Below are 15692 nucleotides of genomic sequence, written 5' to 3' on the forward strand. Positions count from 1 at the left end.
CTTGCTCGGTTTCCGCGTTATCTGAACGGTATTTGAGCGGTATTTCATGCGCGCGCAAACACGTTGCGCAACCCTACCCCCCACCCCGTCACCCCCGCACAAGTAGGATCCCTCCCCGCGGATGGATTCCGTCGCCACGGGGGCGCTGATAGGAACTCCGCCATCCGGCAAGGGAATTGGTGTGCTGTGAGTCAAATCGTCGTCAAACGCCCACCGCGGGGCCTGCCACCCGAAGTACCCGGCGAGCAGGTGCAACTGCAATCACCGCCCGAGCTGCCGAGGGGTCAGCAGGAGGGCGCCATGATGCAGCTGCTGCCGATGCTCGGCATGGGCGGTTCGGTCGTCTTCTTCTTCATGACGCCGAGCCCCATCATGCGGATCATGGGTATGGTGATGATCGCGTCGACGGTCGCCATGGCCATCGCCATGCTGGTGCGATACCGGCGCGGTACCCAGGGCGAACTCGCCGACATGCGCCGGGACTACCTCAAGTACCTGACGCAGACCAGGCGTTCCGTGCTGAAGACGGCGCGCTTGCAGCGCGATGCGCAGTTCTATCTGTATCCGTCCCCCGAGCAGTTGTGGGCCCTGGTCGCCGAGGGCAGCCGGGTGTGGGAGCGCCGAATCGGTGACGACGACTTCGCCCAGGTGCGCATCGGTCTGGGCAGCCAGCAGCTGGCCACACCGCTCGTGGCACCCGACACAGGCCCCGTCGAGGAGCTGGAGCCGCTCACGGCGGGCGCGGTGCAGAAGTTCCTCAGCACCCACGGCGTACTCGACGGACTGCCGATGGCGGTGTCGCTGCGGGCGTTCTACCACCTGTCCGTGAGCGGAGAACCGGAGTCCGTGCGCTCCGCCGTGCGCGCGATGGTCGGCTCGCTTGCCGCCCTGCACTCCCCCGAGGACCTGGTCATCGCGATCGCGGCCGGCACCGAGTCGGCCCCGCACTGGGAGTGGGCGAAGTGGCTGCCGCACGTCCAGGCACCGGGGGCCGGCGACGGCGCGGGCAGCCGCCGCCTCATCGCCACGGACGCAGGGGAACTACAGGACCTGCTCGCGTCCCGGCTGGAAGGTCGCCCCCGGTTCCAGGGCGGCGGCCAGCCGCTGCTCGACCAGCCGCACATCGTCGTCGTGCTCGACGGCCGGTCCGTGCCCCCGATGTCGGCGCTGGCAGCGGCCGAAGGCCTTCAGGGCGTGACACTCATCGAGGTCGTGACCGGCGACCTGTCCGCCCCGCGCGGCGGACTCTCCATCGTCGTACACCCCGACTCCCTGCGCCTGGAGTCGGGACACGGAGCGGTCTACGACGGCGCGCCGGACTCGCTGGGCCTCCCGGCCGCCGAGGCGCTCGCCCGCCAGCTCGCCCCGCTGAGGATGGCCAGCGGCGGTGACGACGACGAACCACTGCTCGCGAACCTCGACTTCACCGATCTGCTGAATCTCGGCGACGCCGCCTCCGTCGACGTGAGCCGCACCTGGCGGCCTCGCGCGCAGGCGGAGCGGCTGCGGGTGCCGATCGGCGTGGGCGAGGACGGCACACCGGTCATGCTGGACCTCAAGGAAGCGGCGCAGGAGGGCATGGGCCCGCACGGTCTGTGCGTGGGCGCGACCGGTTCGGGCAAGTCCGAGCTGCTCCGTACGCTCGTGCTCGGCCTCGCCGTGACACATTCGTCGGAGACGCTCAACTTCGTCCTCGCGGACTTCAAGGGTGGCGCCACCTTCGCGGGCATGTCCCAGATGCCGCATGTCGCCGCAGTGATCACCAACCTCGCGGACGACCTGACGCTGGTCGACCGCATGGGCGACTCGATCCGCGGTGAGCTGAACCGCAGGCAGGAACTGCTGCGCGACGCGGGCAACTACGCCAACATCCACGACTACGAGAAGGCACGCGCGGCCGGCGCCCCGCTGCGTCCCATTCCGTCGCTTGTGCTCGTCATCGACGAGTTCAGTGAACTTCTCACCGCCAAACCCGACTTCATCGAGATGTTCGTCCAGATCGGACGCATCGGCCGGTCACTCGGCGTGCATCTGCTGCTGGCCTCACAGCGACTGGAGGAGGGCCGGCTGCGCGGCCTGGAGACCTATCTGTCGTACCGGGTCGGTCTGCGTACGTTCTCCGCGGCGGAGTCGCGCGCCGCGATCGGCGTTCCCGACGCATACCATCTGCCCAACGTCCCCGGCTCCGGCTATCTGAAGTTCGGCACGGACGAGATGGTGCGGTTCAAGGCCGCGTACGTCTCCGGGGTGTACCACGCGAACGGCAGCCAGGCCGCGGTGCCCGGTGGCCCGCTGCCCGTGGACCGCCAGCCCGTGCAGTTCACCGCCCTGCCGGTGCCGGTCCGCTACCTCGCGCCGTCCGTCCGCGCTTCCGTACCGGAGGCACGGACAGCGGATGACGACGCTCTCGCCGACTCGGTGCTCGATGTGATCGTGCGGCGGCTCGAGGGCCGCGGTGTGGAGGCCCACCAGGTGTGGCTGCCGCCGCTGGACAACCCTCCGACCCTGGACGAACTGCTGCCAGGGCTCACGGCCGTACAGGGCCGCGGGCTGACACAGCCCGGCTTCGACGGCGCGGGACAGCTCGTCGTACCGCTGGGCGTGGTCGACAAACCGTACGAGCAGCGCCGTGACACCCTCTACCGGGACTTCTCCGGTGCAGCGGGCCACATGCAGATCGTCGGTGGCCCGCAGTCCGGGAAGTCGACGCTGCTGCGGTCCCTCATCACGGGCTTCGCGCTCACCCACACCCCGCACGAGGTGCAGTTCTACGGCCTCGACTTCGGTGGTGGCGGTCTGTCATCGGTCGCCGGGCTGCCGCACGTCGGCGGGGTCGCCTCACGGCTCGACCCCGAGAAGGTGCGGCGCACGGTCGCCGAGGTGTACGGAATCATGACGCGGCGCGAGGAGTACTTCCGCAGCGCCGGAATCGACTCCATCAGTACGTACCGGCGCCTGCGCGCCCGCGGTGACATCTCCGTGACGGACCAGCCATGGGGTGATGTGTTCCTGATCATCGACGGCTGGGGCAACTTCCGCACCGACTACGAGGGCATGGAGCCCGCCGTGGTCGACATCGCGGCCCGCGGGCTCGGCTTCGGCATCCATGTGGTCCTCACCGCGTCGCGTTCGATGGAGGTCCGAGCCAACCTCAAGGACCATCTGATGAACCGCCTGGAGCTGCGGCTCGGCGACACCATGGACTCGGAACTCGACCGCAAGGCCGCCGTGAACGTCCCGACCGGTGTGCCCGGCCGCGGTCTCACTCAGGAGAAGCTGCACTTCATGGCCGCTGTGCCGCGGATCGACGGCATCAACTCCGACAGCGACCTGTCGGAGGCGACCGCCGCGATGGCCCAGGAGGTCGCCCGCCACTGGACGGCTCCGGGCGCACCACAGGTACGGCTGCTCCCGCGCGAGCTGCCGGCCGGCAACCTCCCCGCGGGGTATGCGGAACCGAACCGCGGCATCGCCTTCGCCATCGACGAGAACAACCTGGAACCGGTGTTCGTCAACTTCGAGCGCGACCCGTTCTTCCTGGTGTTCGGCGACAGTGAGTCCGGCAAGTCGAACCTTCTGCGGCTGCTCATCAAGCAGCTGACGGAGCGCTACGACGCGAACGACTGCAAGTTCTTCGTCATCGACAACCGGCGTGCGCTGATGGACGTCACTCCCGCGTCGCACCTGGCCGAGTACGTCCCGATGTCCAACAACATGGACCACCACGTGGACGCGCTCCACGAGCTCATGCAGCGCCGCACGCCGTCCGCCGACGTCACGTCCCAGCAGCTGCGCGACCGCAGCTGGTGGAGCGGCCCCACGGTGTACGTCGTGGTCGACGACTACGACCTGGTGTCCACGTCGAGCGGCAACCCGCTGTCCAAGCTGACGGAACAGCTTCCCTTCTCGCGCGACGTGGGCGTCCGCTTCATCATCGCCCGCAGTGCGGCCGGTGCGAGCCGGGCGACGTACGAGTCCTTCATGCAGCGCATGATGGAACTCGGCGCCCAGGGTGTGCTCCTCTCCGGCGACCCGCAGGAAGGCGATGTCCTCGGCGGCGTCCGCATGCGCCCGATGCCTGCGGGCCGGGGCATCTTCGTGTCACGGCAGCGGGGGAACCCGCTGGTCCAGACGGGACTGATGCCGGAGCTGCACGGGGACGGGTGACAGCCTCTGGGGGTGGTCGCCGGTGTCTTCGGCTGTGACGCGCTGCGTCTGCGCCTTCCTGGAACCGTGACGGCTGGCCCGGTCTCACCGGGCCAGCCGCGCCGGGAGCACAGGACGCATACGGAGTCGGGGGCGGAGGGGCCACGGCTGAGTTCCCCCACGGGCAAGGCTCTCGCGTCGAGTATCCCGAGAACGAGATCTGGCGCCCCCTGCAGGACGTTAAGCTGCGACTGGCGTCGACATCCGGGAGCACGCAACAACGCGGACGGAGTCTGCGTGACCGTAGCCACGTCCGTGCTTGCGGGCCCGATCCGCACTGCACGGTTGTCAGCCCGCCGACGATCAGCACCTTGTGGCCGTACTCGCGGCTCGAAGGCAACCGACTGGAACAGGCGCCACGAGGGGATCCGGTACGAGCCAGGCGACTTTCCCCATACCGTTCCAACGAGAATCGGGACATCAGACCATTGCGGCTAAGCCCCCTCCTGTTCGATGTAGCGGCGGAAGCCCTGCGCCACGGGCGTGAAGTCGCACGATTCATAGAACGCGTGGACGTACTCGTCGTCGGCTGCCAGCAACTGAACCTTGTAGCAACCAGTCGATTCGCCCAAGTGCACAACAGCCTCCATCAGACGCTGTCCGATACCTCGCCGCTGCCAGGAGCCGGCAACCACGACGTTCTCCACGAAGAGGATGGCTCGCCCGCCCCGGGTGAGGTTCGGAAGGATCAAGGAGTCCGCGGTCCCGACAATGGCGCCGTCAACGTCGGCGACCAGCACGGCACGTCCCTGCTGCCCGGAGATTGCCGCCCAGATTACATCAGCTGACTCATGGGACAGGGGTGCGTCGTCAGGGTTCAACTCGCCGTACAGAGCAAGCAGTGATGGCAGGTCCGTCTCGACGGCTGACCGCACGGTGATCTTCACGCACAGAAGCCTAGATCGAGCGGAACTCCCGTGTTCAGGTGGGTAGACAGCAATCAAGACGACGTCCAAGAAGGGGCATGAACGTAGTTCAGCCCGCAAGGGAGGATTCGCGCCAGTCCGGTCGTCGGTGCTGCAGGGGGTGGTGTCCGCTGGAGCTGCCAGCAGCGTCGTGCTGGAGCAGCTTTTCCATCAGGCTGAGTGACGTGCTCTGCGGAAGCCTGCCGGATTGTGGGCATCGGCGTAGGGACCGGCAAGAGAGGTGCAAACAGCGACCGTTCACGCGGCCAGGGCCGCTCCGGTGCGGGTGCACATCGGCCTGGGCTCAGGAGCCGCGTTCTCCGTTCCGCTGACCGCACGCCAAAGGGTGGGCACCTCCCGCGCGTGCCCACCCTCGTGGCGTCGTATCGCTCAGCTTTTAGAAGTCGTAGTAGCTGCGCGCCTTGTGGTCGCCGGCCTGGTACGCCGGGGCCGCGTCGCGAACCGCCCTGGCGATGCCCTTCAGGGACTCGTGAATGCTCTTGGCTTCGGTGTCCCACTTCTTGTGAGCACCGTCCGCCGCGGTCTTGGCTTCACCCTCGAAGTCGTCCGAGATGCCCTTGAGCTTCGTCTGGAGGGCTTCCAGAGCCGTGTTCAGGTCACCCGCCTGCTTGTCAATGGCTGCGGCTGCCTGATCCAGGGAGTGGTAGGTGACGACCATGCGGTCGTTCGGGTGCTGTGACACAGGTCCTCCAAGGAGCGTTGTCGTATGGATGCTGGGGAACTACTGAACCTTGACGGTGTTCAGAGGGAGGCGATGCTGGACGGGTTGAGGTTGGTCGCCCTTGCGGTCGCGCCCGCGTCCCCGCTGAATCCGGCGGTGACATCGACGCCCGTAAGCGCCTGCTCGATGTCGTGGTCGGTGGCGGAGGCGGTCGTACGCGTGAGCTGAATCGCTTCCTGGAAGTTCAGCAGCAGCTTCGCGATGCGCACCATGGCCTGGTTGATCTCGTCCTGCTTCTTGTTGAAGGCGCCGGCGCCGATGCCCTTCCAGTGGCCTTCGAGGCTGTCGATGACTCCCTGGAGGTTCTTCAGCTGCCCCTTGATGCCCTCGAACTGCATGCTGATTTCGTCTTGGAAACTCTTGAGACTCTGATCGCCGACCTTCTGGATTCCTGACATCTTCCCTCTCCGTTTCTTCAGTTCTCACTCGGTCACGTTCGTGCTTGTGCACGCGCGCACGCAGTGATGGTCTTCTGATGTGGCTTGGCGGGGTGCTGGCACAGCGCGAGAGCCGTCAGGCGCTCCGTCGCCGGCGGAGCACGGCGAACACGACTCCAGCGAGGACTGCGACGGCTGCGGCTCCGCCGAGCACCATGAGCAGTTGACCGTTGTCCTCGGTCTCGCCGCTTGAGCCTGCCGCGACCGCGTCGGAGCCGGGCTTGGGCTTGGGGGCTTGAGACGCAGCTGATGCGGAGGGACCGCTACCGCCCGTCTTCTCGTTGGTCAGGGGGCTGATATCGGCTGCGCCGGGCTTGCCGATGCCACGGTTGATGTGGGCGTTGGGGCGGACGGTTCCATGGCCCAGGTAGGTGCTGACCGTGCCGGGCTTCCAGTTATCGCCTCGGGCTGCGCTCTCGAACATGACGCGGAGCACCTGGTTGGCTGTCCAGTCGGGGTGGAGGGACCAGATCAGCGCGGCAGAGGCGGAGGTGATGGCGGTGGCTGCACTGGTGCCGCCGTTGCCGTCGCAGTAGCGGGTGAAGCTGGTATCACACCAAGAAGGGATGTCATCACCTGGAGCGGCGATATCCACGTAGTCACCGTGCTGGGAGTGATCGCTCACCTGCCCTGAGCGGTCGATGGATGAGACGGCAGTGACTTCATCATAACTCGCTGGATAATTCCTCTTGTTGCCTTTGTGGCCCGAGTTGCCAGCGGCTGCGAAGAACAACTTACCTTTGCTTTGGGCGTACTTGGCCGCCTCACGCTCTTGCGGAGTGGAAAACTCGCTACCGCCCGACATGCTGATGATGCGTGCATCGCTATCTGCCGCAGCACGGATGGCATCCTCGATATCGTGCGCGTTGGCCGACTTCTTGTTCCGATGCTCGGTATCAGCGACACGCATGGGAATGATCTTCACGCCGGGTGCGAGGCCCTGAAGACCACCCCCATTGCCAGTTCCCGCGATCAACTCAGCCATGGTTGTGCCATGGCCTTCGTAGTCGTCGGTCTCGTCCCCGGTCATTGCCGTGGCATCGAAGCCCTTGAGCACTTGCCCTTTCAGCGATGGCGTAGATGGATTTACACCAGTGTCAATCACCGCAATTTTGATGCCATCGCCCGTGGCCTTCTTCCAGATCTCATCGGCATGCATGGCGTCCAGGTACCACTGCTTCGGCCGTACTTCCGACGCCACAGCCGTTGGAGCTCCCACAACTCCAACGGGTCCGGCAAGCACCAGGGCCAGGGCGGATGCGAGACCCCACCGAACGGTGCGCCTCCACAACTGGCTTGTTCCTGCTGTCATTCCGACTTCCGACCTTCCGTCTGCCTAGTCGATCACTGGTGGTACGGCATCACGCCGCTGCGCCGTCCACGTCTGCTCGTCCTCTGTCAGGTAGTCGGGACGCGTGGAACCATCACGCTCCTGCTTTCGCTTGCGGGGTTTCCACTGGCCACCGCTGCCCCCGGAAGCGCCTCCGGAGGTGGGCCGCGTCGCAGCCTGAGATCCGCTGCGAGGGTTACCGACCACCCCGTTGACGCTCGGCGTGCCCCTCCCAACAGGACGTTGAGAGGTGCTCCCCGTGTTCGCGCCGATGACTCCGGGGCGACTGGGACTCACCGCAGAGGCGCGTCCCGGAGCGTGCCCCTCAGTACCGATCACGGTTCCGCGCGGCATACGCGAACCAGTGGAGCCCGTCGTGGGACGCTGCGGAGTACCTCCGACGATGCCGTCCGCACGTCCAGCACGCGGACCAGTCGTCGCATTCGGAGGCACGCGTCCGGCAGCCGACTGCACTGGCCCGCCCGGCCGACCAACCACAGGTCCCTGAGTGGTCGGGCTTCCGACTCTCCCCGTTGCGGGGCTCGCCGTCGTGGGGCCCGACGGCCGACCTACCGGGCCCTGCCTGCCGGCCGCGGTGTGATCGCCGGGAATGCGACCGGTCCCGGTAGCGCGTCCGGTCGCCGTTGGACCGGTGGTGGTCCTGGGAGCACCCTTGGCATCCGTCAACCGAGGCGATACAGGACGGACGGGGTTCGAAGGACCCTGCACGGGCAGAACCGGGGGGGTCGTGGGGCCGGGGGTGCCCGTCGTTGGCGGGGCCACCGGTGCCGGTGCAGGCGGTGCGGGAGGAGCAGGCGGTGCTTGGACACTGTCGATCTCGACCGACGTGTCGCGGTCGGGCACTGGCCTTGCTGCGCCAAGGGATTCCGCCCCGGACGCACCTCTCGCGCCACTCACATCTGGCTGGTGACGAACTGCTTCATCGACAGCAGCCCCTGAAGGAGAGGTTCTCGAGCCGCTGGTTCCGGACTCTCGATCTTCTGACGGGTCCCATGCGGGCCTCGGCACCGCCGCTTCCAGTGCCTTCGGAAACGTCGGCGGCTCCTGCCCAGCCAGGTAGTGCTCCGACACCGTGTAGAACGAAGCCAGACGGTTCATCTGGTTGATCGCCTCTTGGCGGTGACCCTCCGTCTTCACCGCCTGGGCGTACTCGGGGTTGTCGTCCCGGCGCTCCGGCAGTGCGAAGTCCTCCACCTGCTTCTGGACCAACCGGCCGTCGCGCGGGGGCTTTGAGTTGCGCACGGAGGTGAGGCCCTCGCTGGCGACCTTCATCTGTTCGCCGACGGCGTTGGCGAAGGTGCCAAGGCCGAACGTGTACGAGACGAGCTCCTTGCCGTACCGAGTGAACTCGGTACCCGATTCGCCCTTCCACTCCGTGTCCTGGATGTACTGGGCGAGCTCCTCGGCCGCCTTGTTGAGCGCGGTCTTCGCGCCGACGAGGGCGGTGCCCGCGTTCTCCAGGTCCGACGGATTGGAGTTGTCGAGTAGGTCGAGCATGTCGTTGAGCCGGACGCTCTCAAAGCTCGTCTTGCCCAGACTGACGCCCGAGCCGAAGCCGAGCATGCCCAGCGCCCCCGGGCCGCGCACGAAGAAGTCGGTGGCGGAATACGCCGTCTCGATCTGCGCCGAGTCGGAGGTTTGCTGCTTCGCCGCCGCAGCCGACTGCTGTTGCGGGGTCAACTCCGGCTTTTTGCTGTCAGTCATCCGAGATCACCCCAGATCCTTCTGGCCGTGCTTGATGTCGTTCGTCTCGCGCGTGGGCTTGTCGCCGTGCGTCTTCTCCCGCGCCTGGCGCTCTTCTTCGAGGCGCGTCTGGATCTGGTGGAAGCGATACCGCATGTCCTCTTCGACGTTGTCGAAGCCGACATCCGTCGCATGCACCGCGATACTCAGCAGCTCGATCTGGTCACCGAGCGACTTCGAGAGATTGACGAGCGTGGTGTGGACCCGGTTGTACTGGCCGAAAAGACCGTCCGCCTCCGCGAAGCTCATGTTGGCGCCGCTGAAGGACGCGCGCGAGATCTGCTGCTGGGCGACCGACTTGCTGCCGCCGGCGCCGCCCTCGAGGTCGCTGAGAAGTTCGTTCACCCGCTTCTGGAATGTCCTCAATGCGCCGACACCGCGTACAAGGTCGCCCGTGCCACTGGAGCTGCCACTCCAGCCGCCGTCCTCCGCTGGCAGCATTACGACTGATCCTCCCCGTTTACAGTCATCACAGAAAATTCACAACGTTGCGATCGTGGATTGTGGTGACCGGTCATTCACTTGTGCTCTGCAGACACTGTAGCCACAGAGTCTGACAGTCCCAAGTGTCTTAACGGTCACCCGACTTCAGGCGCGACACCCGGTGGCACAACTGGTCGACGATCTATTGAACCTATGCGGTTCCCACACGCGACCGTATCCGTACGCGTACTCAACTTTCGCTCCTCGCTCAGGGGTTCCGCGTTCGCCGCCGGGCGTCGCGTACGGTCACCGCGCCGCCGACGATCGCGGCGACCAGGACCGCGCCCCCGATCACGGCGTAGGTCGCGAGGCGGGCGTTGCGTTCCTCGGCTGTCTCGCCGAGGTGGAACTTGGCCGGGGTGGGGGCTTCGACACGGGTCACGCCCTCGTGGGCGACGGGTTTCTCGATTGGCTTGTCGTCTTCGGTCAGAGCCCGCACCGGGTCGACGACCCCCCAGCCCACGAGACGGTCATGGCCCGCGATCGAGCGCTCAGCGGTCTGCTGGATCTGGGCGACGATCTGCTCCTGGGTCCAGGTGCCGTGCTTGCTCTTGATGAGTGCTGCGACCGCCGCCACATAGGGGGCGGAGAAGCTGGTGCCGTTGTCGGCGCAGTGACCGCCACCGGGGACCGTGGAGATCATGTCCACGCCCGGAGCCGCGATGCCGACGAACTCGCCGGACTGGGAGAACGCCGCGCGTTCGTTGTTGCGGTCGGACGCGGCGACAGCCAGGACGCCCGGGTACGAGGCCGGGTAGGTCTCCTTGACGTTGCCGCCCAGTCCGTCGTTGCCCGCGGAGGCTACGACGACGATCTCCTTGGAGAGCGCGTTGTCGATGGCCGCCTGCAGCCGGGGAGTTGGGCTTACGGCATTGGCCGTGTCCTGGGAGATGTTGATGACATCGGCCTCCTCTTTCACCGCGTGGTTGATGGCGTCGACCAGGGTTTCCGCTGTGCCGTGCCCCTCGGCGTCGTTCTGCTTGATGGGAATGATCGTGGCATCGGGGGCGAGGCCCACGAATCCGGTGCCCTCGGCGGGCCGGGCGGCGATGATGCCCGCGATCTTGGTGCCGTGGCCGACGGTGTCCGAGGTACCGCTCTCGTTGCCGCGCTCGATCTTCTCGCCCTTCTTGTCCTTCTTGGGCAGGAAGTTCTTGCCGCTCTTGGCGTCCACGGCACGGGTGAGCTGCGGATTCTTGATGTCCACGCCCGTGTCGATGACAGCGACCCGGACCTTCTTGCCGGTGGACTGCTTCCACAACTCGTCCAGCAGCACGCGTTGCAGCGCCCAGGGTCGGCCCTCGTACTTCTTGCTGGGGAAGGTGCACTCCGTGGAATCCGCCACCGCGGGAGCGGCCGGCGCACAGAGGAAGACGAGTGTGAGGGCTGCTGCGGCAGCCGGTATGCGGCGGTGTACGGAGTTCATGTCAGGCCCGGCCCTCACGAGCCCTGCGGCTGGGTCGCCGCGCTGGTGGACAGACGGGGGCCGGTGGGCAGGAGGGTCGACCAGACCGCGGGCACCGGTACGGGGTCGACGCCCTTGTACCCGAGCCTGTTCTGGGCCTGCTGGGCCTCCTGCATCCGGGCCTGCTTCTCCTTCTTCGAACCGGAGGAGCCGATGCCGGACTCGTTCGTCGCGCTGTCGCCGTTGGACTGCATGGCATAGCGCAGTCCGGTGTCGGTGACCAGGAAGAGGAAGCCCGTATCGGTCCTGGATCCCTTGAACTGGCGGAACAACTGCCCGGACCCGGGAGTGACATAGCCGCTGCTCGACCCGGTGGGCAGGGTCGCGGGGAAGTCGGTGCCGGCCCAGGTACTGAGGGTGGTGGAGCCGTCGTCGTCGACCGCGCGCAGGACGTTGCACACGGTGCTGCGGCTTCCCTCGTCGGTGGTCGCCGAGTTGACCGTCACGGGGGCGCGCTCCGGCCAGTCCTTGTCCTGGCCGAAGGGCTCGCCCGGCTCGAAGGTGGCGGCGCTGACGGCCTGTGCTCGCCCGTCCTGGTCCAGGTCGACCAGGTCCAGGCTGTTGAGCAGCAGCTTCGCGGTGAAGTCGGTGACGGGGGCGACGCGACCGGGCAGGACGACGTAGTGCTGGTTCCTGGTGCCGTCGGTGGCCGTGAGGACCATGCCCACCTTGTTCACGTCATCCGGCAGCTTTCCGGGCACGCCTGCGTCCCTGCCCGCGTTGGGGATCTCGGGGAACGAGATCGTGTCGCCCTTGTGGAGGGTGTCCAGCCACGCGCGGGACACGCGCTGGGCCACCTGGCCACGGCCCACGATCTGGCGCAGCAGCAACTCGTCCTTTTCGACGGGATACGCGGTGCCTTCCGCGTCGACCACGTAGCGGGTCCCCTCCGCCTCCACGTACATCAGCTCACCGCCGCGCAGCCGGTTCGCTCCCTCGGTCTTCTTCTCCTCGCGCTCGGCGAGGACGAAGGTGGCCTTCTGGATCGCCCTTCCTCCCGCGCCCGGCCGTTCGCAGACGGCCCAGCGCTTGGCGACGCCCGCGTCCTTCTCGTCGGGGAGCCGGTCGGGGGCGTAGGGGATGCCGAGGGTGGCGCCGTGCGGGATCTTGCCGTTGTCGAGCACCGACTCGTCGACGTTGATGACCTTGCCCTTGTCGGCGTTGAGGAGCAGCTTCGCCGACGACATGTTGAGCACCGGGTGGAGCTGCGTCTTGCTGCCGGTCTTCAGCACGACATAGCGGGTGGTCGACTTGCTGGCGATGATGACGTTCTCACCGGGCCGGTCCCAGTCCCGTGGTGCCACCGGCTTGAACATGCCCCACGCGCCGAAGACGGCGAGGACCACGACGGCGACGATGGCTCCGGGCACCACCGCGCGAAGCGGCCGGGGTGCCCCCTCCTCCGAGCCGGTTGTGTTCGGCTGTACGAACTGCGCGATCAGTCTCCGCTTCGCGAAGGTGTATGCGTTGAGTTCGTCCCGACGTGATGCCATCTGTCCGCTGCCCTCTCCCCGCTGGGCGGCCGCTGTTCCCTGACCCAGGTCATGGGGCCGACCGCCGTGCCGCCCCCTACTATGCCGGGTGGCGCCTAGTGCTCACTGCTCCGGTAGGGTGATCGACCGGTCAACGCCCGTGGTAATACGGCGCATACGGACACGAGGGGGACAACGCGGCGATGGGTACGGCGACACGCTCGCGCGGAGGGCGGACTTCCGGACGCACTTCCGAAAATTCCCCACGGCAACGCAGCAACGCACTCTCGGGCGGCCAGCCGTCGGGCGGCACACCATCAGGCAGCACACCGGCGAACGGCCGGTCCCAGTCGGCGCCTGCCTCGACCACCCTGCGGCCCCTGTCGCGCACCACCCGGGTCGGTCCGTTCACGCTGTGGCAGCTGGTGCTTGTCGAACTGGCGCTCGCGCTCGTCGTGGTGGGCTTCGCGCTCGACGGCCTCTGGCTGGTACCCGCCGTGGTCATTGCCACGCTGCTGGTGCTCCTCGCAGTGCTGCGCCGCCGCGGTCACGCCGTACAGGACTGGCTCACCACGGTGCTCGGCCTGCGTGCGCGCCGCCGGGCGGCCATGCCTTCACCTGGCGATCTCGACATCTCACTGGCACCTGTCGCCGAAGCGATCCCCCGCATCAGGCCGTTCACCTATGTGGACCGCGACCGGCGCACCGTCGGGATGCTCGGCGACGGTACGTTCCTCACGGCGGTCGTACGGGTCGAGGCGAGCGGCTCCGGGCTCCGTCCCGCCCTTGGTGCACGGGCACTGCCGCTGTCGCTCCTGGGCGGGGCGCTCCAGGTCGACGACATCGCGGTGGAGTCGGTCCAGCTGGTGCAGCAGGTACGTTCGGCGCCGGCGCACCATCTGCCGCAGCAGGCGGTGGCACGGTTCTCGTACACGCCGCTCCAGGAGCGCACCGGCGCACCCGCGTTGAGGCTCACCTGGGTGGCGGTGAAACTGGATCCGGAGCTCTGCCGCGAGGCGGTCGAGGCGCGCGGCGGCGGGATGGAGGGCGCTCAGCGCTGTCTCGTCCGCGTCGCGGACCATGTCGCGAGCCGTCTGACCGGAGCCGGCTTCCGGGCCACGGTCCTGGACCAGGAGGAGCTCAACTCCGCGATGGCCACCGCGTCCTGCGCGAGCCCGAGCGCAGCCGCACTCGCCGGACGGCCCGGGGCGGCGCCCCAGCGTCGCACGGCCGAGACATCGCGGGTCTGGCGTTGCGACGACCGCTGGCACACGACCTATGCCGTGGACCGCTGGCCCGCGTTGGGGCGCGGGGCGCAGCCCCTGCCCAGGCTGGTGTCGACGCTCACGTCGAGCCCGGCTTACGCGACCACCTTCAGCATCACCCTGCGGCGGGGTGCGCAGAAGGGAGCGACGACGGTGGGCGGCCATGTCCGGATCACCGGCGGATCGGACACCGAACTGGTGGGTGTGCGAAGGGCGCTGGAGCAGGCCGCCCGGTCTGCGAAGGTCGGGTTGCGGCGGCTGGACCGCGAGCAACTGCCCGGTGCGCTGGCGACGATGCCTCTGGGAGGTACCCGCTGATGGGTCTGATGACTGGTTCGCCGCACGGCCTGCGGGGCCTGTTCGGTCCGCGCCACGCCGGACACACCGTGCCGGCGCACACGTTGGGGACGCTCTCCCTGCCGGTCGGGGACGACGGTGTCGTCATCGGCGACGACGCGGAGGGCCGTCCTCAGATGGTGGGCTTCCACCGCTCGACACCGTACGACGTGCTGCTGATCGGCGGGCTCTGGACCGCCCAGGTGCTGGCGCTGCGGGCTGCGGGCACGGGCGCCCGGGTGGCGGTGGAGACCGGGCGCGCCCAGGCCTGGACCACGCTGGCGCAAGCGGCGGGCGCGGGTCTGGAGTGCATCACGCTCCACGATGTGGGGCGGGTGCCGCCGATGGGCGCCACGGTCGGCAGCCCGGTGGTCGTGGTCCGGGACTGCGGCATGCGGCCGCCGAGGGGGCGTGTGGTGTCCTCGCCCTGGCAGTCGGTGCTCACACTGCTGCCCTATCTGAGTCCGGTCGCGCCGCGGCTGCTGCGCGACGCGACGCTGGTGGGGGTGCAGCGGGTCTCGCCGCAGGAAGCCGAGCAGATCGGCCGGATCCTCGGGTTGTCCCGGCCCGAGAGCGACGCGCTTCCGACGCTTCCTGACGGTGTGACGCTCTGGGTCTCGGGGCGCGAGCGGCACTGGGTGATGACCGGCGCGACGGACGCGGAGACCGGGCTGCTCGGTATGCCTCGCCGGATGGACTGAGGTGCCGGGGCACTGGCACGGGATGGCTGTCCGGCCGGACGGAGCAGCGTTCACCGCGCTGTCGCCCTCGTCTCGAAGCGCCGGTGGCCGTCAACCCCGCTGGATACAATGCCCGGTGTGATCCGGGCAACATCCCACTGCGATGTCCCCCTCGAGGATGAGTCACAGCCGGCCTGCCCGGGCACGTCCGACTCGGCTTCACCGAAAGGAAGTGCGGCTCATGGGGAGCACACAAGAGAAGGATGAGCTCTACGCCCTCGACATCTCCGGGGTCGAGTGGCACGGTGCGCCGGGTACCAGCCCGGGTGAGGAGCGGGTGGAGATCGCCCATCTTCCTGGCGGTGCTGTGGCGATGCGGTCCTCGGTCGACCCGGACACGGTGCTCCGGTATACCGAGGCGGAGTGGCGGGCGTTCGTACTCGGTGCCCGGGACGGGGAGTTCGACCTCCGGTGACGGTCCTACCGGATCGCCGCTGATCGCCGCGGAGGGGCGGGCTCACAACCGGAGCCTCCCCCTCGATCCGGCTGTCGGCACCGATGGCTAGGGTGGTGGGAGTGACGCGGTCAGAACCTGCGGACGGTGCGC

12 protein-coding genes are annotated in these 15692 nt (G+C 67.7%); 4 read left to right on the forward strand and 8 right to left on the reverse strand.

Annotated elements, in window-relative coordinates; genetic code table 11:
• Window positions 1–186 precede the first annotated feature (186 nt).
• A complete protein-coding gene (gene eccCa, locus ABZ532_RS26615; protein ID WP_361288779.1) occupies window positions 187–4167 on the forward strand; it encodes a type VII secretion protein EccCa in 3981 nt (1326 codons plus the stop codon).
• A 473-nt stretch (window positions 4168–4640) separates the two neighbouring features.
• On the opposite strand, the gene ABZ532_RS26620 is transcribed toward eccCa, so the two are convergent.
• The 8 genes from ABZ532_RS26620 to eccB form a co-directional block, all read right to left on the reverse strand.
• Entirely contained in the window at window positions 4641–5093 is a 453-nt protein-coding gene (locus ABZ532_RS26620; protein ID WP_361288782.1) for a GNAT family N-acetyltransferase, read from the reverse strand.
• 415 nt (window positions 5094–5508) lie between these two features.
• Window positions 5509–5814, reverse strand: coding sequence for a WXG100 family type VII secretion target (locus tag ABZ532_RS26625; RefSeq protein WP_361288785.1), 306 nt, complete (start codon window positions 5812–5814; stop codon window positions 5509–5511).
• Window positions 5815–5873: 59 nt separating this feature from the next.
• On the reverse strand, window positions 5874–6251 hold the full coding sequence (locus tag ABZ532_RS26630; RefSeq protein WP_361288788.1) for a WXG100 family type VII secretion target: 378 nt from the start codon (window positions 6249–6251) through the stop codon (window positions 5874–5876).
• A 115-nt stretch (window positions 6252–6366) separates the two neighbouring features.
• Window positions 6367–7602 (reverse strand): S8 family serine peptidase, encoded by a 1236-nt coding sequence (locus ABZ532_RS26635; RefSeq protein ID WP_361288791.1) that lies wholly within the window; start codon window positions 7600–7602, stop codon window positions 6367–6369.
• A 24-nt stretch (window positions 7603–7626) separates the two neighbouring features.
• Window positions 7627–9345 (reverse strand): hypothetical protein, encoded by a 1719-nt coding sequence (locus ABZ532_RS26640; protein WP_361288794.1) that lies wholly within the window; start codon window positions 9343–9345, stop codon window positions 7627–7629.
• Window positions 9346–9351: 6 nt separating this feature from the next.
• On the reverse strand, window positions 9352–9825 hold the full coding sequence (locus ABZ532_RS26645; RefSeq protein WP_361288797.1) for a hypothetical protein: 474 nt from the start codon (window positions 9823–9825) through the stop codon (window positions 9352–9354).
• A gap of 250 nt (window positions 9826–10075) precedes the next feature.
• Window positions 10076–11293 carry a type VII secretion-associated serine protease mycosin gene (gene mycP / locus ABZ532_RS26650; RefSeq protein ID WP_361288800.1) on the reverse strand — a complete coding sequence of 406 codons (1218 nt, stop codon included), beginning with the start codon at window positions 11291–11293 and terminating at the stop codon, window positions 10076–10078.
• 14 nt (window positions 11294–11307) lie between these two features.
• Entirely contained in the window at window positions 11308–12825 is a 1518-nt protein-coding gene (gene eccB, locus ABZ532_RS26655) for a type VII secretion protein EccB (protein ID WP_361288803.1), read from the reverse strand.
• Window positions 12826–13007: 182 nt separating this feature from the next.
• Between eccB and eccE the strand changes: the two genes are divergently transcribed.
• From eccE to ABZ532_RS26670, 3 genes are all read left to right on the forward strand, one after another.
• Complete coding sequence (gene eccE, locus ABZ532_RS26660) at window positions 13008–14387, forward strand: type VII secretion protein EccE (protein WP_361288806.1); 1380 nt, start codon at window positions 13008–13010, stop codon at window positions 14385–14387.
• Window positions 14387–15106 carry a hypothetical protein gene (locus ABZ532_RS26665; protein WP_361288809.1) on the forward strand — a complete coding sequence of 240 codons (720 nt, stop codon included), beginning with the start codon at window positions 14387–14389 and terminating at the stop codon, window positions 15104–15106. Before eccE ends, ABZ532_RS26665 begins: the two co-directional genes overlap by 1 nt.
• Window positions 15107–15326: 220 nt before the next feature.
• Entirely contained in the window at window positions 15327–15560 is a 234-nt protein-coding gene (locus ABZ532_RS26670) for a DUF397 domain-containing protein (protein ID WP_361288812.1), read from the forward strand.
• Window positions 15561–15692: the final 132 nt, after the last annotated feature.

The organism is Streptomyces sp. NPDC019396 (assembly GCF_040632375.1).
Taxonomy (GTDB): Bacteria; Actinomycetota; Actinomycetes; order Streptomycetales; family Streptomycetaceae; genus Streptomyces.

Excerpts from the sequence above, each read along its gene's own strand:
- ABZ532_RS26645 (WP_361288797.1), bottom strand. The coding sequence starts at position 9,825 with ATGCTGCCAGCGGAGGACGGCGGCTGGAGTGGCAGCTCCAGTGGCACG.
- mycP (WP_361288800.1), bottom strand. The coding sequence starts at position 11,293 with ATGAACTCCGTACACCGCCGCATACCGGCTGCCGCAGCAGCCCTCACA.
- ABZ532_RS26670 (WP_361288812.1), top strand. The coding sequence starts at position 15,327 with ATGGGGAGCACACAAGAGAAGGATGAGCTCTACGCCCTCGACATCTCC.
- ABZ532_RS26640 (WP_361288794.1), bottom strand. The coding sequence starts at position 9,345 with ATGACTGACAGCAAAAAGCCGGAGTTGACCCCGCAACAGCAGTCGGCT.
- ABZ532_RS26665 (WP_361288809.1), top strand. The coding sequence starts at position 14,387 with ATGGGTCTGATGACTGGTTCGCCGCACGGCCTGCGGGGCCTGTTCGGT.
- ABZ532_RS26635 (WP_361288791.1), bottom strand. The coding sequence starts at position 7,602 with ATGACAGCAGGAACAAGCCAGTTGTGGAGGCGCACCGTTCGGTGGGGT.
- ABZ532_RS26630 (WP_361288788.1), bottom strand. The coding sequence starts at position 6,251 with ATGTCAGGAATCCAGAAGGTCGGCGATCAGAGTCTCAAGAGTTTCCAA.
- eccB (WP_361288803.1), bottom strand. The coding sequence starts at position 12,825 with ATGGCATCACGTCGGGACGAACTCAACGCATACACCTTCGCGAAGCGG.
- eccE (WP_361288806.1), top strand. The coding sequence starts at position 13,008 with ATGGGTACGGCGACACGCTCGCGCGGAGGGCGGACTTCCGGACGCACT.